Below are 18,993 nucleotides of genomic sequence, written 5' to 3'. Positions count from 1 at the left end.
CCGTTCGGCTCTTGTTGCGTACCGATGATCGCCATTCCATATTCCGCCGCGGCAGGCGCGCATCGTTTGTTGATCCGTCGCCGCTCCCGCAGACGTCAGATGCCTTCCATCCCTTTTCGCCACCCCCTGATTGCCGAGTAAGCGAGTGGTTCGGCTGGGCTTTATCGTCGGCTTGATTGCGTTGATCGGAGTCCTGCTCTCCGGTCTGGCCGCCTATCGGGTGCACGATCAGGAGCTGGCGCTCGACGGCATCGCGCTGGCACGGGCGATCGATGTCCACGCCAGCCTGGTGCAGGACCGTCTGACCGAGCGCGAGCTCCTGGCGCGGGTGGCCTCGGGGCTATTCAAGGCACCGTCGACGGTAAAGGCCAACATGCTGCAGCCGCTTCGCTCGGCGATCTACGCCTTCAAGACCGATTTCGTCGTCGCGGCCTGGATCGCGCGGCTGCGGCCGAACGAACTGACGGCGGCAGAGGCCGAACTGAAGGCCGCCGGCTTCACCAACCCACAGATCCGCGATTTCGACGATCAGCCGCTCGACATCAAGGCGCTCGACAAGCCGATCAACGTCCTGATGGACGTCGAGCCGCGCAACCCGGAGACCCTGAACATCCCGGGCCGTGCGTTCGACCGTCATTCGGTGGTCGGCCCGATGTTGGCGCAGGCGATGGCGGAGGCCAAGCCGGTGGCGTCGGATCCGATCCCGCTGTTGCGGATCAACGGTCCGGTCGGCGTCGTCCTGGCCGCGCCGGTGTTCCCGGAGGGCGCGTCGGAGCCGGCCGGCTTCGTCACCTTTTCCTACGAGCTGTCGTCCCTGATGCTGACCAATGACGATAGCTCGCTGTTCGCGGTGGCGCTGAAGGACCCACGCGATTCCAACGACGAGTTCACCGCCAACGAGCAGGGCGTGGTCACCTCGCGCGCGGTGCGCCAAAACGGACCGGCGCCGTCGATGGTACGCACCGTGACATTCGGCGGTCGCGACTGGTCGCTCGACTATTATGCCAAGAGCAACGCCACGGTGCGCGCGCAGCAGACCGCGACCATCGTCGCGGCGATTGGCCTCGCGCTGACCGGCATCGTCTGCGGCCTGTTCGGCTATGTCGCCTACAACAACCTGCGCCTCAGCCGCGAGATCGAGGTCCGGATCGGCTTCGAGCGGCGGCTGACGGCCGTCATCGACGAGCTCAATCATCGCGTCAAGAACATCCTTGCGGTGATCCAGTCGATCGTGACCCGCACACTGCGCCACGGTGCGGACATCGACGTGGCGCGCGAGCTGCTGATCGGGCGCATCCATGCGATGTCGAACGTGGTGACGCTGCTCAGCGAGAGCCAGTGGCAGGGCGTCAAGCTGAAGGGGCTGTTCGAATCGCGCTCGATCCCGCATGCCGATCGCATCGCGGTGAACGGCCCCGACATCACCGTCAGCGCCCGCGCGGCGCAGTCGCTGTCACTGCTGTTCTTCGAGCTCGCCTCGCATTCCGACGAAGGCCTGTCGCTTGTCGGCAAGCATCCGCACATCGTCGCCAATTGGGAGGTCACCGGCGAGGACCAGGATACGGTCTTCCATTTCCGCTGGGAGGAGTTCAACACCAGCGAGGCGACGCGGCGGGTGGATAGCGATTTCGGCCTGATCCTGCTCGATCGCGTCGCGCCGGAAGCGCTCGGCGGCACCGCGAAGCGCTATTTCACCGACGTCTCCTACGTCTACGAGCTCACCGCGCCGATGGACACCGTCGTCGACATGACCGAGCGCGACCGCACCGAGCAGTTCTCCGCCCCGGTGCGTCCGGCGAAGAAATAGGGGCGGGCTCCCCTGAGGGCCACGCAAGCACGAGCCGGCACGAAAGCCAACCCGACCGGTCGAACTGAGCTCGCACGGCCCGGTCCGGGAACCCGTGCGGGCGGGTAAAAATCTCCCCTGGAACTCATCCAACGAGGGGGGATGCCACCGATATCCGTATTTGCCCGCAACCCTTTGTTAAACCTTCATTGAACATGCTCGGGCATATACGGGCAGGACAACGTTTGAGAACCCCGATGAGGTCTTGGGTCAGCCTGACCGTGCTCGCGGCACTTTTGCTGGCAGGGCTACCGCTTGCCTTGACTGCGGCCATAGTGCCTGACGGTCTTGAAACGACGCGCGCCAGCTACCGGCGGCCGGACGTCATTCCGTTCCCAAGCGACAATCCCTATTCCGAAGCGAAATCCGCGCTGGGCGAGAGGCTGTTCTTCGATCCGCTGCTTTCGCGATCCAAGACCCGCTCATGTGCGACTTGCCACAATCCGTCGCTGTCCTGGGCGGACGGGCTTCCGCGCGCGATCGGTGAGGACCCGAAGGGCCTGCCGATCCGTGCGCCGACGCTGATCGACGTGGCCTTCACCCAGCCACTCGGATGGGACGGCAAGTTCCACGACCTCGAGTCCGTAGCATTCGGACCGATCAAGAATCCGGCGAACATGAACCTCTCCGAGCCGGAATTGATCGCACGTCTCTCGGCGATCCCGGCCTACGGCGAAGCGTTCAGCCACGCATTTGGGGACAGCGCCATAACGCGCCCGAGAATCGAAGCGGCGTTGGCGACCTTCGAGCGCTCCATCGTTGCGGGCGAGGCACCGTTCGACCGGTGGATCAAGGGGGATAATTCGGCGATCAGCGCGGCGGCCAAGCGGGGCTTCCAGCTCTTCAACGGCAAGGCGCATTGCTCGTCCTGCCACAGCGGACCTTCCTTCTCGGACGGGTCTTTTCAGGATATTGGAACCGCCAAGGACAACGACATCGGGCGAGGTCGCCTGTTTCCGACGTCGACGAAGCTGCGCTATGCCTTCAAGACACCGACACTGCGGGACGTCGCGCGTCGCGGGCCCTATATGCACGACGGATCGGTCGCGACCCTGGAGGATGTCATAGACCTCTACGACAAGGGTGGGATCGACCGTCCGAGCCGGTCGCCGCAGATCCATCCTCTGTCATTGACGGAGAGTGAGAAGAAGGAACTGATTGCCTTCCTTCACACCCTTACGGCATCTTCGCGGACTTCCGAGGTGCCAAGGCTGCCGCGGTAACCGGGCGAGCCCGATCGGCCAGCAGCTGGAAGCCGGTCAGGTCAGGTGCGGCAGCACCGATCCCAACAGGCCAAGACCGACGATCAGAAGGGCGCCCGCGCAGCTCTCGAGGGCCTCGGCCCGTGACGGGAACCGCTTTGCCGCGAAGGCAATCGCCGAGCCCACCCCGACACTCACGACGCTCAGCGCCCCAAACATGTTCCCGGCTCCAGATCAGACCTCGTCCGGGATTCCACTACGACAGGTGGAATTGAGCCTCCGTGCCGGAATTAGTTAAAATCTGAAACAATCGGCAAAAAAGCGGGCGCCGGGTCCCCCCGCCCGCCGACGTTAACCACGGCAGCAACCAGGGGATGTTTGCTGGCGAAAAACACTAAAATTTAAGGTAAGGTGAACAGATCGTTAAGTGTGGGCGGTTTGTGCGATGTTCAGTGGACGGGGCCGGGAAGCCATCCCGGCACCCCTTGGAGGCTCCTTATTCGCCAAGTGCATCGTGGGAATCCTGTTTTACGTCGTGTCGGCACGGGACGCCGAGGCGCACGTCAAATGGTTCTGTGCCTACGATGTCGCCGGGCAGCCTCGGGGACTTGAGAATGTCCTGTGCCTGGATTTCGAGCTGCTTCTCGGAACTGCTGTCTTTTGGCTTTTTGCAGGCTGCCTGATCGAGCCCACCGCCCTGGGTGAAGCGACGATCCGGGCCCTCGACCGCGTCACCGCGGGATTGCGGCTGCGCACGGAGGAGATGATCCGTGCCGTCTGCGCCTTCTTTTTCATCTCGATCTGGGCCGTGGGCGGGATCCTGCTGACCCCTGAGCTGAAGACGACGTCGACCATGGTGGGCGTGCTGCAGCTCGCGATTGCCGCCGGCATGCTGTGGCGACGGACGTTGCCGCTATCGGCGGCTGGGATGGCCGTGTTGTTCGGGATTGCCGTGTACTACTACGGCGCCTTTCATCTGGCCGACTACCCGATCTTTCTCGGCGTAGCCGCCTACCTTGCGCTGGTGGGTTTGCAGAAGGATCTTTTCGGAATTCGGCCGCTCGACGTGGTCCGGTATGCAGCCGCGGTGACCTTGATGTGGGCCTCGATCGAGAAATGGGCCTACCCTGAATGGAGTTTCCCGCTGCTCATCGAGCATGCCGCCATCACTCTCGGCTTCGACAACGAGTTTTACATGCGCGCCGCGGGCATGGTGGAGTTCACGCTCGCCTTCGCCCTGCTCTGGACGCCGCTGATCCGGCGCTGCGCGTCCGCTGTGCTTGCAGGGATGTTCATCAGCGCCTGCTTCGAGTTCGGAAAGATCGACACCATCGGACATTCGGCGATCATCGCGGTCCTGTTCGCCATCATCTGCGACAACAAGGCCTATGAGCGCGATCGTCGTGCAGCCTGGCTTGCGCCCGTCGGGCTCTGCGGCGCGCTGACCGTGACGCTGTTTGCCTACTATGTCGGCCACGCCGCGATCTTCAAGACGTCGATATTGTAGAGCGCCGCATGAACGCGCAGCCCGAGGTGCCGCTTTTGAGGCGTCACTTCGCAACGTGGACCGTGAGCTTCATCTTCGGGTGAATGCCGCACAACACCGTGTAGTCGCCGGGCACGGAAAAGACGACGTCGAACTTGCTGCCCGGCTGCTGATCCCCGGAATCGAAATTGAACGTGTCCGAGCTCAGGTAAGCGTGATGGAGAAGTTCGCCGTCATCGTTAATGAACCGTAAAGACTCGCCGCGCTTGATCGAAATATCCGCGGGCCTGAACGCCTGATCCTTCTGGGAAATGGAATAGGGAGCTGAGCCGAGGGCGGCCCCTGTAAGCGCGCCTGCGGCCATCACAGCCGCGATCTGCACGCGGCCGAACTTGCCCAGGTGCTTTGTGCTCAAGAGGCCTGACTGCATCTTAACCCCGCTTGAAGCCGGACATAGGGCGTTCCGTAGCCGGAATGGTGCCTTCCGGACTACCCGCCACCACGATTATGGCCGGGTCACCTTAACGATTTCAGCATCAGTTCCAGTCACTACTAAAGCAATTTAAGCAGATGGCATTTCGCTGCGTCAGGCGTTCTGACGCGGCTCGCGTATCGTGTACCACGGCGAAACGAGGACATGGGTCTTATCTTGAACCCGAGGATGGGAAGTGTCTCCGCGTTTCGGTTTGTTTCCGGACGTCTGTCGCGCTTTGCCCTGACGATGGGGTCAATTCGGACCCAGATTCTCATCTTCTGCCTCGCGATGAGCGCCGTTGCGGTGGCCCTCGGGGGCTACTCCATTCTCGGAATCCGTCACGCCGGTGATCTGGTCGCCAAGACCTTCGATGAATCGTTGATGTCGATCAACTACGCGCGCGCGGCCGGCGCCGACTTCGCCACAATGCGGGTCGCGTCGTCGCAACGCCTGATGAACACCGATCCGGCGATCCGCGCCAACCTCGATAGCCAGATTGAATCGCTGGCGAAGGCGCTCTCGGAAGACCTGACGATCGCGGCCCAGCGATCGCAATCCTCTCGAGCGGCAAAGGCGGCCGCCAAGGTTCAGGAAGCCGCCGACGCCTGGATGGAGCTTCATCATCGCGCCGTCGAATCGTCCGGTGACAGCGCGGTGTCCCAACCGCGGGTGCCGGGCTTCTCGGTTGGCGACGTCGATCGGTATGCCAAGATCGTCAGTCAGCAAGTTGAGCTGCTCGTCAACTATACGGCGGGCGACGGCTTTCTGTTCCGGCAGCGTGCGCTCGCAACAATCAAGAGGGACCTGCAGCTCAACATAGCCGGGCTGAGTGTTGCTCTGGTTCTATCCGCACTCTTCTCGTGGTTGCTGGCGCGCCGGATCATCGGTCCCGTCGCCATCGCCTCCAAGGCTGCGAGGAGGATCGCCGACGGCGACTTGAACGCGAACATTCCCGAGGGCGGCGGCGACGAGCTCGGAACGCTTCTGACCGCAATGGAAACCATGCGGGACAATATCAGGACGATGGTCAATCGGGAGGTCTCGCAACGGCAGTCGGCACAAGCGAGGCTTTCCGACGCGCTCGAGAACTCACGTGAAGGCGTCGTGCTGCTGGACGCGGACGGTCAGATTGCCCTCGCCAACTCGCGAGCAAGCGAATTCATGCGCCATGCCCCGCAGCTCGTGTACTCGGATTCCCGGATCGATGCCGAGGACACGGCAGTGGAGGACGCTCCCGGTGACATGGATGGATCTGCGAGCGAGGCTCGGCTTTCCGACGGGCGATGGTTGCGCGTCAGCCGCAGCCAGACGCAGGAGGGGGGCGTCATTCTCGTCTACAGCGACATTACCGCCCTGAAGCAGCAGAAGGCGGAGCTGCATGCCACGAATCTGAGGCTTGATGCGGCGCTCACGCACATGTCGCAGGGGCTCTGCCTGTACGACAAGGATGGGCGGCTCCAGGTCGTCAACCGCCGCTTCTGCGAGATATTCGATATCTCGCCCGAACTCGTCGTTCCGGGAATGACGCTGGAAGACATCCTCAAGCTGAGCGTTGCCGCCGGAAATCACGGCGACCGGACGGTGGCCGAGCTGCTGGCGGAGCGGGAACGATCGATGTCCCAGCAGGAGGACGGCACATACCTCCAGCACCTCAACGACGGACGGATCATCTCGATCGCCCAACGAACGACTTCCGACGGCGGTTGGCTGGTCACCTGCGAAGACGTGACCGAACAGCAACGCGCCGAATCTCAAATCGCATTCATGGCCCGGCATGATGCCCTCACCAAACTGTCCAATCGAACCGTGCTGGCAGAACGTATCGAACAGGCAGTCGCCCAGGCCGGTCGGGGCTTTGGCTTTGCGGTGCTCTGTCTCGACCTCGACAACTTCAAGCAGGTGAACGATACGCTGGGTCATCCTGTGGGTGATGAACTGTTGTGCGCAGTCGCCGACCGGCTCAACGCATGCGTTCGGGAGGTTGACACGGTCGCTCGCCTGGGCGGCGATGAATTTGCGGTCGTGCAATGTGGTGTCGAGAATAGCGAGGACAGCGAACGGCTCGCTCGCCGCATCGTGGAGTGCGTCGGAGCCCCCTATGAACTGGGTGGGCATCGCGTCGTCGTTGGATGCAGCGTCGGAATCTCGCTGGCGCCGGCCGACGGCATGACCGGCGAAAAGCTCCTGAAAAATGCCGACGTGGCGTTGTACCGATCCAAGATGGAAGGCAGGGGGACCTGGCGTTTCTTCGAGCCCGCAATGGACGCGAACCTGCAGAAGCGCCGGTCGCTGGAGCTCGACCTTCGCGAGGCAATGAGCCGCGACGAGTTCGCACTGTTCTACCAGCCGCTCTATGACTTGGATCAGGACCGCATCTGCGGCTTCGAAGCCTTGCTGCGCTGGCATCATCCGAAACGCGGGCTGGTTCCACCCGACCAGTTCATTCCGATCACCGAGGAGATCGGTCTCATCACTCCGCTGGGAGAGTGGGTGCTCAATCGCGCCTGCGAGCAAGCCGCCTTGTGGCCGAGCGAGATGAAGATTGCGGTCAACGTCTCCGCAACCCAGTTTCGCGACCAGGGGCTTGTCGAGGTGGTTTCCGGCGCGCTCGCGGCATCAAAATTGTCTCCGCACCGCCTCGAGCTCGAGATCACGGAATCCGTTTTCCTCGAGAACAGCTCGGAAACGATCGCAACGCTCCACAAGCTGAAAGCACAGGGCGTGCGTATCGCGTTGGACGATTTCGGTACCGGATATTCCTCGCTGAGCTACCTGCGCAGCTTCCCGTTTGACAAGCTCAAGATCGACAAGTCGTTCGTGCGGGACGCAACGGCGACCCATGGATCGAAATCAATTGTCCGGGCCGTCATCAATCTCGGAAGGAGCCTCGGCATGACAACGATTGCCGAGGGAGTCGAGACGATCGAGCAGTTGAACCACATGAAGGCCGAGGGCTGCAACGAAGCCCAGGGCTTCCTGTTCAGTCGTCCAGTCCCCGTGACCGAAGTTGCCTCAACGATCCTGGCGCTGAGAAACGGCTTCAAGAAAAAAGGTTTCAAGAACGCGATGGCCAGCTGAGCAGATCGGTCTCGGCCCATCAAAAATCAAAAAGGCGGCCCGGTCGGGCCGCCTTTCCGCATTCGGAATATCTCGCGCCTAGCCGCCATTGCCGCCGATCACGGCACGCACGGTGTTGTCGGGGCCGAAATCCTCGGCGCTGTCGACATAGAGCAGGGCGCTCAGCTTCGACCGTGCGCGGTTGACGCGGCTCTTGATGGTGCCGACCGCGCAGCCGCAGATCGCCGCTGCGTCCTCGTAGGAGAAGCCGGAGGCACCGACCAGGATCAACGCCTCACGCTGGTCCTGCGGCAGCTTGTCGAGCGCGGCGCGGAATTCCTCGAACTCCAGATGCGCGGTCTGCGACGGCTGGCTCTTCAGCGTCTTGGCATAATTGCCCTCGGCATCCTCGACCTCGCGCCGCCGCTTCCGGTAGTCGGAGCGAAACAGGTTACGCAGGATCGTGAACAGCCACGCCGGCAGGTTCGAGCCCGGCTGGAATGAGTCGATATTGGCAATCGCGCGCAGCAGCGTTTCCTGCACCAGATCGTCGGCGCGGTCGCCGTTACCGGAAAGCGAGATCGCGAACGCGCGCAGGCTCGGGACCGACGCCAGGATGTCGTCGCGAAGTTCATTCGTGAGAGGCATTAGTCCCCTCCATTGTTCTTGTCGGTATCGCCCCCCGCCACGGCCGCCGCGGCGGCCTCCGGTCCATCGAGTTTGCGGATCAACTCCGCAAAGCGGTCGGGCACCCCCTGCCGCACCACGTCGTCGTACATGGCGCGAAGCTGGTGGCCGATTCTTGATTGAATCTCGGCGTTGAGACCGCCCTGCTTCTTTGCTTCCTTCATGATCTGATCCACGCTTCCCCGGGAGTTAAGTCTCTGATTTTCCAAGTCATTTCCTCGAAAAGAGAGGCTGGCCGCATTGCCCGTCGGTCACGAGCTAATGCAAAGTTGCGCATAAAGTTCCGACCTGCTGGAACTATTTCACGGAACTTTTTCGTCCCTCGCGCGTAGTCCGCGATGCAGGGGAACCGGGGTTGCCCCATGTCTGGATCGCCGCCCCCAGGACCACGCGTTTCAGGCCGGTTTGGCCTCACGAACAAGGATGGAGTGGGAATGTCCCGATCGCAGGTCGTTGCTGAACATCTGCCGCTGTTGCGCCGCTATGCCCGCGCGCTGACCGGAAACCAGGCGTCGGGGGACGCCTATGTCGGGGCCATGCTCGAGGCCCTGTTGCAGGATCAATCATTGCTGGACCAGACGCACGGCCCGCGTGCCGGTCTGTTCCGGCTGTTCACCCAGATCTGGAATTCGGTGTCGGTCAACAACGACAACGCCGATGTGGCGACGCTGTCGTTGCCGCCGGAGCGCCGGCTGTCCAACATCACGCCGCTGCCTCGCCAGGCCTTCCTGCTGCTCTCGCTCGAAGGCTTCTCGGAGGAGGAGGTGGGCTACATCCTCGGCATCGACATCGCCGAGACCCGCAAGCTCACCGATGCGGCCGGCCGCGAGATGGCGGCCGAGATCGCCACCGACGTTCTGATCATCGAGGACGAGACCTTCATCGCGATGGATCTCGAGAGCCTTGTGAAAAATCTCGGTCACAACGTCATCGGCGTCGCGCGCACCCATTCGGATGCGGTTGCGCTCGCCAAGAACAAGAAGCCCGGTCTGATCCTCGCCGACATCCAGCTCGCCGACGGCTCGTCCGGCCTCGATGCCGTGAACGAGCTGCTGCGGACCTTCGAGGTCCCGGTGGTGTTCATCACCGCCTATCCGGAACGCTTCCTGACCGGTGAGCGGCCGGAGCCCGCGTTCCTGATCTCAAAACCGTTCCAGCCGGCGATGGTGTCGGCGGTAGCGAGCCAGGCGCTGTTCTTCCAGCGCAACTCGCGCAACCGCGCCCCGCGCGCTGCGTCGGCATAAGGCTGAAGTTTCAACCAGGCTGGTCAAACTCAGGCCGGCGCGCCGCGAGGTGCGCTGGCTTTTCCATGTGGCCGCCAATTCACGGCAACGAGCAGCGCTGTAGCCTTCAGGAACAGTCGCTATTGATGCGAGTGCTGAATCTTATTTCGGCGTGACGCGAACGGGCATCGTGCTGAGCGCCCGCAGGCCTGAGCTGTCGCGCAGCGCGATGTCACCCGCGAACTCGATCGTCTTCACGCGTGCGGCGAGCGCTGCGAGCACGGCCTCCGCCTCCAGCCGCGCCACCATCTGCCCGACACAGCCATGGATACCGATGCCGAAGCCCATGTGGCCGGACAGGCGGCGGGTGATGTCGAACTCGTCGGGGCGCTCCCAGCGGGTCTCGTCGCGATTGGCAGAGGCGAGCAGAAGCAGCACCTTCTCATGCTGCCCGATCCTGATGCCGGCGATCTCGGTCTCATGCGGCGTGGTGCGAAACACGAAGGGCGCGGGGGAATCGAATCGCAGCGTCTCGTCGAACGCCGCGCGCGCGAGCGACGGGTCCGCCGCAAGCAGCGACCATTGCAGCGGGTGACGGGCGAGCGTGTACAGCGCCATGCCGATCGCGCTGATCGTGGTGTCGAGCCCGGCCGACAGCAGCGAACGCACCAGGAGAGGCGCTTCCTCAGCGCTGATATCGCCGGCATCGGCCGCCTCGTAGACTTGCGCACCAAAGCTGCCCGGACGCAATGCATCGCGCTGGCAGCGCGCCACGACCCACGGCAGCACACGCGGCGCCTGCTTCATCAACTCGCGAAAGTAATCGTTCTCCGGCCCGAAGCCCGCGAACACCATCGCGCCATAGGTAAGGAAATTCTCGCGGCCTTCCTGATCGATGCCCAGCGCGTCGGGAAACACGCTGACCGGAAACACCTCGGCGATATCCTTGATGGCATCGAACGAGCCGCGCGCGACCAGGCCATCGACCAGCGTTGCGGCCTTTGCCTTGAAGTCATCGGCAAGGCGCCGCATCGCGCCGGGCGAGAGGATCCGTGCCAGCACGGCACGGGTGCGGGTGTGCAGCGGCGGATCGGCCTCGAGCAGATGCTCGGCGGCCGCCAGGGCTTTTCCTTGAAGTGGTTGGCAAGTCCTGCGCCGCCAGCATTGCTGAAATTGGCATGGTCGCCGAAGATCGCCTTGACCTCGGCAAAGCGCGGCACGGCCCAGATGTCGTATCGGGTCAGGCGGATCACTGGCGCGGCAGCCCGAAGCTCCGCATAGGTCCCATAAGGATCGGCGCGCGCGGCACGGCCGAACGGATCGAAATCGCTGCGAGCAACCTCGTTCGTCAGGGAACTCATCGGATCTTTCCACCTTGTCGTCGGCATGTTAATTGACCATAGTCAATTAACATGAAATTAGCAAGAGCCGGGTTGCCAGCCGAACTGGCGCGCGGCATGGAGGCGCGAGGAGCACAGCGCATGTCGGTCGCGGAGCGATCCAGCAGCAGCGGTCGGCGCTTTCAGCGCCGGGCACGGCAGGAAGCCGATAAGGAGGCGCTCAAAGCGCTGATTCTCGACACTGCGCGCAAGGAATTTGCCGCAGGCACGCTTGAGACCGTCTCGATCCAGAGGATCGCCGATGCGATCGGCTACTCCAAGGGTACCGTCCTCAAGTACTTCCCGACCAAGCTGCTGCTCCTGCTTGCCGTCAAACAACAGGACCTGGAGGCCGCTGCGGAGAAGCTGGAGCGCGTCCGGGCCCAGACCGCCGACAGCGACATGCGCCTGCAGCGCGTCATGGAGACCTATCTCGACTATTGGGCCGACAATCCCGATCACTTCCGCTCGCTGTTCTCGATGTCCGGCACGGTCGAGGACCGCCGCTTTCCCGACGGTGCCTACTTCGGCGAAACCGAGATCGCGCGTCGCAGCTCCGACCTCTTTGTCGTCTCGGTGCGGGAATTCCTCGTGGAGCAAGGTGCCGAGCCGGCGCCCGGCCTGCCGCAGCGACTCGCGAACGCGCTGTTGTCGGCGGTGCATGGCGTGGTCGCGCTGCCGCTGGGGACGCCGACGATGAAGCAGCCCGACATGCGCGGGACCGGCCGTCTCGTCATCGCGAGCCTGGTCGAGGCCTGGACGACGCGGCTTGCCGCCGCGCGGAACGGCGATGCCTGGCCGCGCATCACGATCGGCACCTTCACCTGATGCCGCTCCGTTACCCGCATGAGCAACGGTCGGGAAGGAACGGACATCAGCAGCACGCGTTCTCCTGAAAACGGAGGGTGGCTATGCGCAAGGCAATCGAAGCGCTCGATGCGGAGCAAAGGGCCCAGCTGCTTTACATCGCGGATCTCGGTACCGCGATGTCCTCCGCGGCGCTCATGGTCTCTACCCTGAAGTGGATCGTGGACCTCGTCACGGGCTGAGCCCACTGCCGAAACCCGGACCGACGGCTGCGGGACGCGCCGTCAATCCTCGCCGGGCACATCGGGCTCGGCCTCTCCCTCTCCCTGCGTGTGCCCCTCCGGGCCTCGACTGAACACACCATAGTCGCTCGATTTCACGCCGGCCTTGGCATCGAGCCCTGCGCCGGCCAGACCGAGCTTGAGCAACTCGCGGACCGCGGCCGCGCGGGTCGGCATCCTGTGCTTGAAACGGAAATCGTCGAGGGCCGCCAGTTCCTCCGGTGACAGCATGACCTGCAGACGTTCGGCGCGAAGCTCATTCATCGCAAAACACCCAAAGTTAGCCAGATGAGTAATTTGCTAAACGAACAAACTCGCCGCGGGTTCCCCAGCCTTAGATAAAAGAGTTGGTTGAGTAAAATTACCAAGCAAAATCATACATTTAATAGGAACGTCGGGTGCCGAAGGGCGTTTCCTTCCCGGAGAGACGCCATGACTTACCAAGTCAAGCTACCCCGGAAGCTGTCAGAGGAGCCCGCGGCGCCCGAGCCACGTCGGCCGAGCCACCAGCGGGTCATCGATGAACTGGACCGCTGGGCCAACAGCCCCGGCCTTCAACCGCCGAAAGTGGACGATGCAGAAAACGATTCAGAAGCGGAAGCGATCTGAGCCCCACACATTCGAGCAGCGCCTCGAGGAGCACCGCGTGCGGCTCGAAACCGAACTCTCGCGGCTGCCGGACGGCGCAAGCCGCGACTCCCTCGTTGCGCGCATCGAGCAGTTGCGGACGGCGGTCGAACTGAATGCGATGCTGTCGCGCCAGGCGTGAGTGGGCGCGATCCATGCAATGCGCATCTCAGAAAATGGCTTGTCCGCATCCGTGGCGCACCGTAGCATGCGCGCGCACTGATGGGGATGGAGTCCCCCGATAACCGCCGCAAGGCTGATGGCTCCTACCGGGCGCGATAGCGTCGGTAGGAGCGTGCGCCCCCGCCGACCAAGCCGCGCCCCGCGTGTGAGATGGGGCGACGTATGGCGGATCTTCCTCAGTCAATCTCGATCGCGCTGCCGCTGGTGGCGGCGATTTGGCTCGTCGGTGTCGTGGCCTTGCTGGCCGGTGCGCCCGGTGGGTTGGTCGCCGCGACCTTTATCATCGGGACCGTGACGGGCATCGTCGAGTGGCGGGCCAGAAGGGGAAAGCATTGAATTTCCAGTTGTTGGCGGCGGTCGCGATCGGCGGCTCGCTGGGATCGGTTGCGCGCTACCTTGTGGCGATCGGCGCGGGCCGCCTGGTCGGCACCGCATTTCCATGGGGCACGCTGGTGATCAATATCGTCGGCTCCTTCCTGATCGGGGTTTTCGCGGAATCCTTCGCGCTGGCGTGGAGCGTCAGCCAGACAATGCGGGTGTTCCTCACCATAGGCATCTGCGGCGGCTTCACGACTTTTTCGACCTTCTCACTGGACGTGATCGTGCTGATGCAGCGCGGCGAACTGCTGCCGGCCGGCGCCTACATCGCAGCTTCGGTTGCGCTGTCGATCCTGGCACTGTTCGGCGGCCTGCTGGTGGTGCGGGCGTTCACGGCATAAGGCATCGCCTCACTCGGTCGGGTGCCGTCCCGTGCGCGGATTGAGCGGTGCGGTCGGCTCCCGGCGCAGCGCTTCAGGCAGGAAGGCCTCGCCCCTTCGTGGCGAGGGTTCGGCACGCACATCGGCGGCCCATTGCGCCCGTTCGTGCGATGTCTGGTTGTCGTTGAAGGTCCGCTTCACATCGACACCGTCGATGGGATCGTTGACGCCGTTCCGGCTCGCGGGATGGTCGACGCCGTTGTGGATATCACTGGAATTGCCCAATTCGGCCTCCGCGTTGAATTCGAATTAATTTCTTTGGGATCAACATCCCCCGCCGCACCGCCGTTCCAAAAAAGTGAAGTCGTGGATGTGGTCCGACAGTCGCGATCCTTGGCGCGCATCGGCACAGCCGGTAGTATGGAACCTGATGGCCGGCCACGGCCGAAGGGACGAGAAGGAATGAAGCACGTCGACGTCGCGGTGATTGGCGCCACGCTGTGGCTGCTGGCGTCGATGGTGCTGGATATCCTGACGCCGAAATCCATCACCGTCTTCATGATCGGAGCCGCACTGGCGCCGCCGTTCCTGATCGGGATCGGCATCCATTTCGCGCGTGAGTACTTCAAGGCGAAGCGGCGCAGCTACCGGCCGCCGCAATGGGACGAACACTTCAGGAACTGAGCAGGGCAGGCGTGCAGTTGCTGCATTGAATTCCCCGGAAGCGGCTTGCTAATCTTTTGCCATGACCGACACCCTTCCAGACACGATCAGCCGCCTCTACACCGACCCCGGCGAATACATCGACAGCGACCATCCCGCCGTTGTGGAATTCGCTCGCGCTGCTGCGCCCGCCGAGGATTCCGCGCGCGACAAGGCGAGCCGGCTCTACACCGCGGTGCGCGACGGCATCCGCTACAACCCCTATGTCAGCATGCGCAACGCCGAGAGTTTTCGGGCCTCCAGCGTGCTCGCCGCCGGCAACGGCTATTGCGTCGGCAAGGCCGCGCTTTATGCGGCTGCCTGCCGGGTTCACGGCATCCCGGCACGGGTGGGCTTTGCCGATGTGCGCAACCACCTCTCGACCGAGAAGCTGCGCCAGAGCATGGGGACCGACCTCTTCACCTGGCACGGCTTCACCGAGGTGTTCGTCGACGGCGCCTGGCGCAAGGCGACTCCCACCTTCAACGACACGCTGTGCGCCAAGCTCGGCGTCGCGCCGCTCGATTTCGACGGCCACGGCGACGCGCTGCTGCACGCCTTCGACGGCGCCGGACGCACCTACATGCAGTATGTCAACGACCACGGCACCTATCACGACGTCCCCGCCAAATTCCTGATGCGCGAGATGGCGCGGGATTATGCCAATATGCAGGGTGAGGACATGACCGGCCGCGACATGGAGCGCGAGGCGGCGGAGCAATAGCGGGCGAACCGCTGTGCTAACCGGTGCCTTGGCGGCGTCCGGCTTCTATCGTCCGTCGTTATCGACTAACACTGAGCCATGTCATTAGCCCTCTCGGCCCGCAACAAAAGACGAATCAGGATCACATCGAGTCGATGGCAGCGGCGGGGCATTTTCCTGCTTGGCGGCGTCGGTGTCGGCTGCGCCGCGGTGGCGCTCGCAAAGCTCGCGGACCTGGCGCAGGTCGCCTTCGCCGATCTGCTTTCGATCTCGCGCTACATCGCGCTCCTGATCACGCCAATCGGCTTTGGCCTGTCGATCTTCCTGACCCGGCGCTTTTTCCCGAACGCGCAAGGCAGCGGGATTCCGCAGGCCATCGCCGCGCGCCAGCTCACGGATCAGACCGCGCGCGAGGCGCTGGTCTCGATGCGGATCGCGATCGGGAAGATCCTGCTCACGCTGCTTGGACTGTTGTGCGGAGCCTCGGTGGGGCGCGAGGGACCCACCGTGCAGGTTGGCGCATCCATCATGTTCGCCCTGGGACGTTTCTCGCCGCGCCGTCAGCCCGGCCTGATCCTGGCCGGGGCGGCGGCCGGCGTGGCGGCGGCATTCAATACGCCGCTCGCCGGCATCGTGTTCGGTATCGAGGAGATGAGCCGCGCCTACGAAACCCGGACATCGAGCCTGATCATTGCCGCGGTGATCGCGGCCGGTCTCACCTCGCTCGCGTTGATGGGCAATTATGCCTATTTCGGCACCAGCGTGATGGCGCTGCGGAGTGGTTACGATTGGCTCGCCATTCCCCTCTGCGGTGTGATCGGAGGCGGGCTGGGGGGCCTGTTCAGCCGTGTCGTCATCGCGATGGCGCGCGGATTTGCCAATCCGCTCGGGCGCGGGATCAAGCGTTTCCCGGTCGCATTTGCAACCGTTTGCGGCTTGGCCGTCGCGATCACGGGCATCCTGTCCGGCGACACCATCTACGGCACGGGCTATTCGCAAGTGAGGGCCGCGCTCGAGACCGGAACGCCGCTGCCGGGCAGTTTCGGTATCCTGAAGCTGATCGCCACCACCTTTGCATCGATAAGCGGGATTCCCGGCGGCATCTTCGCGCCCTCGCTGGCGGTCGGCGCCGGATTCGGCAGCGATGTCGCGTCGCTGTTCCCTGGATCGTCGGTGGCTGCGATCATGCTGCTCGGAATGGTGTCCTATTTCGCGGGCGTGGTGCAGGCGCCGATCACCGCTTTCGTCATCGTCACCGAGATGACGGACAATCACACGATGGTCGTGCCTCTGATGACGGCGGCGATGATCGCCTACGCCACCTCGCGACTGGTCTGCAGGGAGGGTATTTATCACGCGCTGGCCGCGGGGTATCACTCTGACGGCCTTGGGGCGAAATCGAGAACCGTCTGACCCGGGCGGCCGTCGCGAACCTTGAGCCGAATGGTGCGGCATGACTGCCGATTTGCCGGACGTGTCCCGAGCGAACCGCCCTGCCGCAGGCTGGCAGGATACGATCGCGATAGCAGGCTTTATCCTGGTGGCGGCGGGGCAAGCCTCCAACCAGATTCTGGCGCGCGGCCTTGCCGGTTCCGTGCCGCCGTTCTCGCTGGCGTTCTTCCGCTGGAGCATCATCGCGCTCGGCCTTGCGCCATTTGCGATCGCCGAGATCCGCGCCGGCAAGATCCCGCTGGCACGGAACGCCTGGGCGATCCTCGCCGCCGGCTTTCTCGGCATGTTCCTCTGCGGCGGTCCGGTCTATGTCGCGGGCATCACGACCACCGCGATCCACATCGCGCTGATCTTCGCGCTGTCGCCGATCATGGTGCTGCTGATCTCGGCGGCGCTCGGCATCGAGCATATCGGCCCGCTGCAATGGCTCGGCACCGGCCTGGCGCTCTCGGGCGCGCTCCTGATCGTCTCGGGCGGCCATCTGGAGACATTCACGCAGTCGAGCGCGGCGTGGGGCGATCTGCTGGTCGTGCTCGCGATGCTCGGCTGGTCCGGCTACACGCTGATGCAGTCGCGCGTTGCGCCGGGCGCCTCGCTGCTGGCGCGGGTCAGCCTGTTCGCCGCATCGGGCGCGCTATGCTCGCTGCCGCCCGCGATCCACGAGATGTGGCGCACGCCGGCCGAGGTCTTCAACGCCAGGGCATTCGAGGCCTATGTCTTCGCCGGCCTCGTGCCGGGCCTGCTGGCTTACGCCGGCTTCGCCTGGCTGGGCGCAAAATTCGGCTCGGTCCGAACGTCGCTGGTGCTCTACGTCGCCCCGATCGCGAGCGCGCTGCTGTCATGGATCATCCTCGGCGAGCCGCCGACCCTGCTCCACCTCGTCGGCGGCCTGCTGATCCTCGGCGGTGTCTGGGCGAGCCTGCGGAAATGAGCGCTCCGCCTTGCCCAATCAGCGCTTCGGTGCCTCGGAAAACGCCGTTTCGAGCACATCGCCGATCGGTTGCCAGGTGCGGCCGTCAAACTGTATCAGTCGCAGCTTCTTGATGGGCTGGAAATCGGAGGGTGCCGTGTTGATCCTGATGCCGGGCAACATCACCGACGGCTGGTAGTCCTTCAGCGACTCTGCCTGCCGCATCACGTTGTCAGGTGAAAGATCGTCGCCGCACTGCTTCAGCACCTGCACCAGGGTTTCCGCCGCCGCATAGCCATAGAGCGCGTTCGAGTCGCTGGTGTTGCCTTGCGGGTAATATTTGCTCACGAAGGCCGACCATTCCTTGATGGCCGGATCGTCCTTCCAGGCCGGGTCGCTCGGGTCCTTCAGGAATGCAGTGGAGATCACGCCCTGCGACTTGTCCGTCCCGGCGGGCTTGAGCGCCGTGTCGATCGAGGCCGCGGTGCCGGCGAGGATGAACACCGGATGCCAGTCCGAATCGGCCGCCAGCCGGATCACCTGGGACGCTGTGCTCGGAACGCCCGCGAAGACGAGGATATCGGCGCCGCTGCGCTTCAGGATCGAGACGTGGGTCTCGATGTGCTCGTCGGCGATATCGAATGCGACGTCCACGAGGATCATGCGGGTCAGGTCGCCGAGACCCTCCTCGAATCCCCTGAACATGTCGCGCCCGAACTGATCGTTCTGCCAGAGCACCACGATCTTGCGGTTGGGATAGGACGCCTGGATGTAGTTCGCAAAGATGCGCCCCTCCGCGCGGAAGGATGGTTGCCAACCCATGGTCCAGGGGAATCTCGCGGGATTGCTCAACTCCTCATCGCCCGATGCGACAAACAGCTGCGGGACCTTCCGCTCGTTCAGATATTTGCGAACCGCGAGGTTGCCTGGAGTTCCGAACGAGTTGAACATCAACAGGACCTTGTCCCGCTCGACCAGCCCCTTGGTCAGATCAAGGGCGACGGAGGGATCGGAATTGTCGTCGCGGGAGAGGAAGCGGATCTTGCGCCCGTTGATCCCGCCGCGGTCGTTGATCATCTGGAAATATGCGGCCTCAGCCTTTCCGATCGATGCAAATTCGGAAAGCGCCCCGGTGTAAGGCGAGAGGTTGCCGACACGGATGTCGTCGTCGGTCGCGGGACTTTCGTCATGGCGCTGGGACATCGCGCTCAGCGACGTCAGCGCGGCGAGCAACCCGATCAGCAAACGGCCCGGTGCTTTCATGCGAGCCTCCGG

General features: G+C 63.6%; 22 protein-coding genes, 1 pseudogene and 1 riboswitch. Of the genes and pseudogenes, 15 read left to right on the top strand and 8 right to left on the bottom strand.

What is annotated here, in order from left to right; translation table 11 throughout:
• The first annotated feature begins 145 nt into the window (after window positions 1-145).
• Together JQ586_RS21700 and JQ586_RS21695 are read left to right on the top strand one after the other, a co-directional pair.
• Window positions 146-1,807: an HWE histidine kinase domain-containing protein gene (locus JQ586_RS21700; RefSeq protein ID WP_212396646.1), complete on the top strand. Its 1,662-nt coding sequence runs from the start codon at window positions 146-148 to the stop codon at window positions 1,805-1,807.
• A 236-nt stretch (window positions 1,808-2,043) separates the two neighbouring features.
• Window positions 2,044-3,069, top strand: a complete 1,026-nt coding sequence (locus JQ586_RS21695) for a cytochrome-c peroxidase (protein WP_212396697.1) — start codon at window positions 2,044-2,046, stop codon at window positions 3,067-3,069.
• A 36-nt stretch (window positions 3,070-3,105) separates the two neighbouring features.
• Here JQ586_RS21695 and JQ586_RS21690 read toward each other — a convergent pair whose 3' ends face one another.
• Window positions 3,106-3,267, bottom strand: coding sequence for a hypothetical protein (locus JQ586_RS21690; protein ID WP_212396645.1), 162 nt, complete (start codon window positions 3,265-3,267; stop codon window positions 3,106-3,108).
• Between the two features lie 304 nt (window positions 3,268-3,571).
• Here JQ586_RS21690 and JQ586_RS21685 point away from each other — a divergent pair, with 304 nt between their 5' ends.
• Window positions 3,572-4,555 carry a hypothetical protein gene (locus tag JQ586_RS21685; protein WP_249147898.1) on the top strand — a complete coding sequence of 328 codons (984 nt, stop codon included), beginning with the start codon at window positions 3,572-3,574 and terminating at the stop codon, window positions 4,553-4,555.
• A 43-nt stretch (window positions 4,556-4,598) separates the two neighbouring features.
• Here JQ586_RS21685 and JQ586_RS21680 read toward each other — a convergent pair whose 3' ends face one another.
• On the bottom strand, window positions 4,599-4,964 hold the full coding sequence (locus JQ586_RS21680) for a methylamine utilization protein (RefSeq protein ID WP_212396643.1): 366 nt from the start codon (window positions 4,962-4,964) through the stop codon (window positions 4,599-4,601).
• A gap of 207 nt (window positions 4,965-5,171) precedes the next feature.
• Here JQ586_RS21680 and JQ586_RS21675 point away from each other — a divergent pair, with 207 nt between their 5' ends.
• Entirely contained in the window at window positions 5,172-8,087 is a 2,916-nt protein-coding gene (locus tag JQ586_RS21675) for an EAL domain-containing protein (protein ID WP_212396642.1), read from the top strand.
• 78 nt (window positions 8,088-8,165) lie between these two features.
• Here the strand turns inward: JQ586_RS21675 and JQ586_RS21670 are convergent, their stop codons facing one another.
• Both JQ586_RS21670 and JQ586_RS21665 read right to left on the bottom strand, forming a co-directional pair.
• On the bottom strand, window positions 8,166-8,714 hold the full coding sequence (locus JQ586_RS21670; RefSeq protein WP_212396641.1) for a sigma-70 family RNA polymerase sigma factor: 549 nt from the start codon (window positions 8,712-8,714) through the stop codon (window positions 8,166-8,168).
• Window positions 8,714-8,917 carry a NepR family anti-sigma factor gene (locus JQ586_RS21665; protein WP_212396640.1) on the bottom strand — a complete coding sequence of 68 codons (204 nt, stop codon included), beginning with the start codon at window positions 8,915-8,917 and terminating at the stop codon, window positions 8,714-8,716. The genes JQ586_RS21670 and JQ586_RS21665 overlap by 1 nt, the downstream gene beginning before the upstream one ends.
• Window positions 8,918-9,187: 270 nt before the next feature.
• On the opposite strand from JQ586_RS21665, the gene JQ586_RS21660 reads away from it, so the two are divergent.
• Entirely contained in the window at window positions 9,188-9,997 is an 810-nt protein-coding gene (locus JQ586_RS21660) for a response regulator (protein ID WP_212396639.1), read from the top strand.
• 141 nt (window positions 9,998-10,138) lie between these two features.
• On the opposite strand, the pseudogene JQ586_RS21655 reads toward JQ586_RS21660, so the two are convergent.
• A pseudogene (locus tag JQ586_RS21655) lies at window positions 10,139-11,337 on the bottom strand (cytochrome P450).
• A gap of 120 nt (window positions 11,338-11,457) precedes the next feature.
• On the opposite strand from JQ586_RS21655, the gene JQ586_RS21650 reads away from it, so the two are divergent.
• Window positions 11,458-12,183 (top strand): TetR/AcrR family transcriptional regulator, encoded by a 726-nt coding sequence (locus JQ586_RS21650; protein ID WP_212396638.1) that lies wholly within the window; start codon window positions 11,458-11,460, stop codon window positions 12,181-12,183.
• A gap of 83 nt (window positions 12,184-12,266) precedes the next feature.
• Window positions 12,267-12,404: a hypothetical protein gene (locus tag JQ586_RS21645; protein WP_212396637.1), complete on the top strand. Its 138-nt coding sequence runs from the start codon at window positions 12,267-12,269 to the stop codon at window positions 12,402-12,404.
• Between the two features lie 42 nt (window positions 12,405-12,446).
• Here the strand turns inward: JQ586_RS21645 and JQ586_RS21640 are convergent, their stop codons facing one another.
• Window positions 12,447-12,707 (bottom strand): hypothetical protein, encoded by a 261-nt coding sequence (locus JQ586_RS21640; protein WP_212396636.1) that lies wholly within the window; start codon window positions 12,705-12,707, stop codon window positions 12,447-12,449.
• A gap of 168 nt (window positions 12,708-12,875) precedes the next feature.
• Here JQ586_RS21640 and JQ586_RS21635 point away from each other — a divergent pair, with 168 nt between their 5' ends.
• The 4 genes from JQ586_RS21635 (at window position 12,876) to crcB (ending at window position 13,972) form a co-directional block, all read left to right on the top strand.
• Window positions 12,876-13,052, top strand: a complete 177-nt coding sequence (locus tag JQ586_RS21635) for a hypothetical protein (protein ID WP_212396635.1) — start codon at window positions 12,876-12,878, stop codon at window positions 13,050-13,052.
• A 37-nt stretch (window positions 13,053-13,089) separates the two neighbouring features.
• Window positions 13,090-13,212: a hypothetical protein gene (locus tag JQ586_RS41155; RefSeq protein WP_283815468.1), complete on the top strand. Its 123-nt coding sequence runs from the start codon at window positions 13,090-13,092 to the stop codon at window positions 13,210-13,212.
• A 73-nt stretch (window positions 13,213-13,285) separates the two neighbouring features.
• Window positions 13,286-13,346: riboswitch (Fluoride riboswitch) on the top strand.
• Between the two features lie 69 nt (window positions 13,347-13,415).
• On the top strand, window positions 13,416-13,589 hold the full coding sequence (locus JQ586_RS21625) for a hypothetical protein (protein WP_212396703.1): 174 nt from the start codon (window positions 13,416-13,418) through the stop codon (window positions 13,587-13,589).
• Window positions 13,586-13,972 (top strand): fluoride efflux transporter CrcB, encoded by a 387-nt coding sequence (crcB, locus tag JQ586_RS21620; protein WP_212396633.1) that lies wholly within the window; start codon window positions 13,586-13,588, stop codon window positions 13,970-13,972. The genes JQ586_RS21625 and crcB overlap by 4 nt, the downstream gene beginning before the upstream one ends.
• Window positions 13,973-13,981: 9 nt before the next feature.
• On the opposite strand, the gene JQ586_RS21615 is transcribed toward crcB, so the two are convergent.
• Window positions 13,982-14,236, bottom strand: a complete 255-nt coding sequence (locus JQ586_RS21615; protein ID WP_212396632.1) for a hypothetical protein — start codon at window positions 14,234-14,236, stop codon at window positions 13,982-13,984.
• A gap of 177 nt (window positions 14,237-14,413) precedes the next feature.
• Here JQ586_RS21615 and JQ586_RS21610 point away from each other — a divergent pair, with 177 nt between their 5' ends.
• The 4 genes from JQ586_RS21610 to JQ586_RS21595 all read left to right on the top strand — a co-directional run bounded on the left by JQ586_RS21610 (window position 14,414) and on the right by JQ586_RS21595 (window position 17,739).
• Entirely contained in the window at window positions 14,414-14,635 is a 222-nt protein-coding gene (locus JQ586_RS21610; protein ID WP_212396631.1) for a hypothetical protein, read from the top strand.
• 61 nt (window positions 14,636-14,696) lie between these two features.
• Window positions 14,697-15,377, top strand: coding sequence for a transglutaminase family protein (locus JQ586_RS21605; protein WP_212396630.1), 681 nt, complete (start codon window positions 14,697-14,699; stop codon window positions 15,375-15,377).
• Window positions 15,378-15,455: 78 nt separating this feature from the next.
• Complete coding sequence (locus JQ586_RS21600; protein ID WP_212396629.1) at window positions 15,456-16,769, top strand: chloride channel protein; 1,314 nt, start codon at window positions 15,456-15,458, stop codon at window positions 16,767-16,769.
• A gap of 40 nt (window positions 16,770-16,809) precedes the next feature.
• Window positions 16,810-17,739, top strand: a complete 930-nt coding sequence (locus JQ586_RS21595) for a DMT family transporter (protein WP_212396628.1) — start codon at window positions 16,810-16,812, stop codon at window positions 17,737-17,739.
• A gap of 18 nt (window positions 17,740-17,757) precedes the next feature.
• Here JQ586_RS21595 and JQ586_RS21590 read toward each other — a convergent pair whose 3' ends face one another.
• Window positions 17,758-18,981, bottom strand: coding sequence for an ABC transporter substrate-binding protein (locus JQ586_RS21590; protein WP_212396627.1), 1,224 nt, complete (start codon window positions 18,979-18,981; stop codon window positions 17,758-17,760).
• Window positions 18,982-18,993 lie beyond the last annotated feature (12 nt).

This window comes from Bradyrhizobium jicamae (assembly GCF_018130215.1).
Lineage (GTDB): Bacteria > Pseudomonadota > Alphaproteobacteria > Rhizobiales > Xanthobacteraceae > Bradyrhizobium > Bradyrhizobium jicamae_A.
Note: the sequence above shows the minus strand (reverse complement) of the source record. Positions and strands in the feature narration are given on the sequence as shown.

Coding starts and splice junctions, on each gene's coding strand:
- JQ586_RS21635 (WP_212396635.1), top strand. CDS start 12,876: ATGACTTACCAAGTCAAGCTACCCCGGAAGCTGTCAGAGGAGCCCGCG.
- JQ586_RS21625 (WP_212396703.1), top strand. CDS start 13,416: ATGGCGGATCTTCCTCAGTCAATCTCGATCGCGCTGCCGCTGGTGGCG.
- JQ586_RS21640 (WP_212396636.1), bottom strand. CDS start 12,707: ATGAATGAGCTTCGCGCCGAACGTCTGCAGGTCATGCTGTCACCGGAG.
- JQ586_RS21695 (WP_212396697.1), top strand. CDS start 2,044: ATGAGGTCTTGGGTCAGCCTGACCGTGCTCGCGGCACTTTTGCTGGCA.
- JQ586_RS21590 (WP_212396627.1), bottom strand. CDS start 18,981: ATGAAAGCACCGGGCCGTTTGCTGATCGGGTTGCTCGCCGCGCTGACG.
- JQ586_RS21605 (WP_212396630.1), top strand. CDS start 14,697: ATGACCGACACCCTTCCAGACACGATCAGCCGCCTCTACACCGACCCC.
- JQ586_RS21595 (WP_212396628.1), top strand. CDS start 16,810: ATGACTGCCGATTTGCCGGACGTGTCCCGAGCGAACCGCCCTGCCGCA.
- JQ586_RS21600 (WP_212396629.1), top strand. CDS start 15,456: ATGTCATTAGCCCTCTCGGCCCGCAACAAAAGACGAATCAGGATCACA.
- JQ586_RS21610 (WP_212396631.1), top strand. CDS start 14,414: ATGAAGCACGTCGACGTCGCGGTGATTGGCGCCACGCTGTGGCTGCTG.
- JQ586_RS21650 (WP_212396638.1), top strand. CDS start 11,458: ATGTCGGTCGCGGAGCGATCCAGCAGCAGCGGTCGGCGCTTTCAGCGC.
- JQ586_RS21660 (WP_212396639.1), top strand. CDS start 9,188: ATGTCCCGATCGCAGGTCGTTGCTGAACATCTGCCGCTGTTGCGCCGC.
- JQ586_RS21675 (WP_212396642.1), top strand. CDS start 5,172: ATGGGTCTTATCTTGAACCCGAGGATGGGAAGTGTCTCCGCGTTTCGG.
- JQ586_RS21645 (WP_212396637.1), top strand. CDS start 12,267: ATGCGCAAGGCAATCGAAGCGCTCGATGCGGAGCAAAGGGCCCAGCTG.
- JQ586_RS21690 (WP_212396645.1), bottom strand. CDS start 3,267: ATGTTTGGGGCGCTGAGCGTCGTGAGTGTCGGGGTGGGCTCGGCGATT.
- JQ586_RS21670 (WP_212396641.1), bottom strand. CDS start 8,714: ATGCCTCTCACGAATGAACTTCGCGACGACATCCTGGCGTCGGTCCCG.
- JQ586_RS21680 (WP_212396643.1), bottom strand. CDS start 4,964: ATGCAGTCAGGCCTCTTGAGCACAAAGCACCTGGGCAAGTTCGGCCGC.
- JQ586_RS21665 (WP_212396640.1), bottom strand. CDS start 8,917: ATGAAGGAAGCAAAGAAGCAGGGCGGTCTCAACGCCGAGATTCAATCA.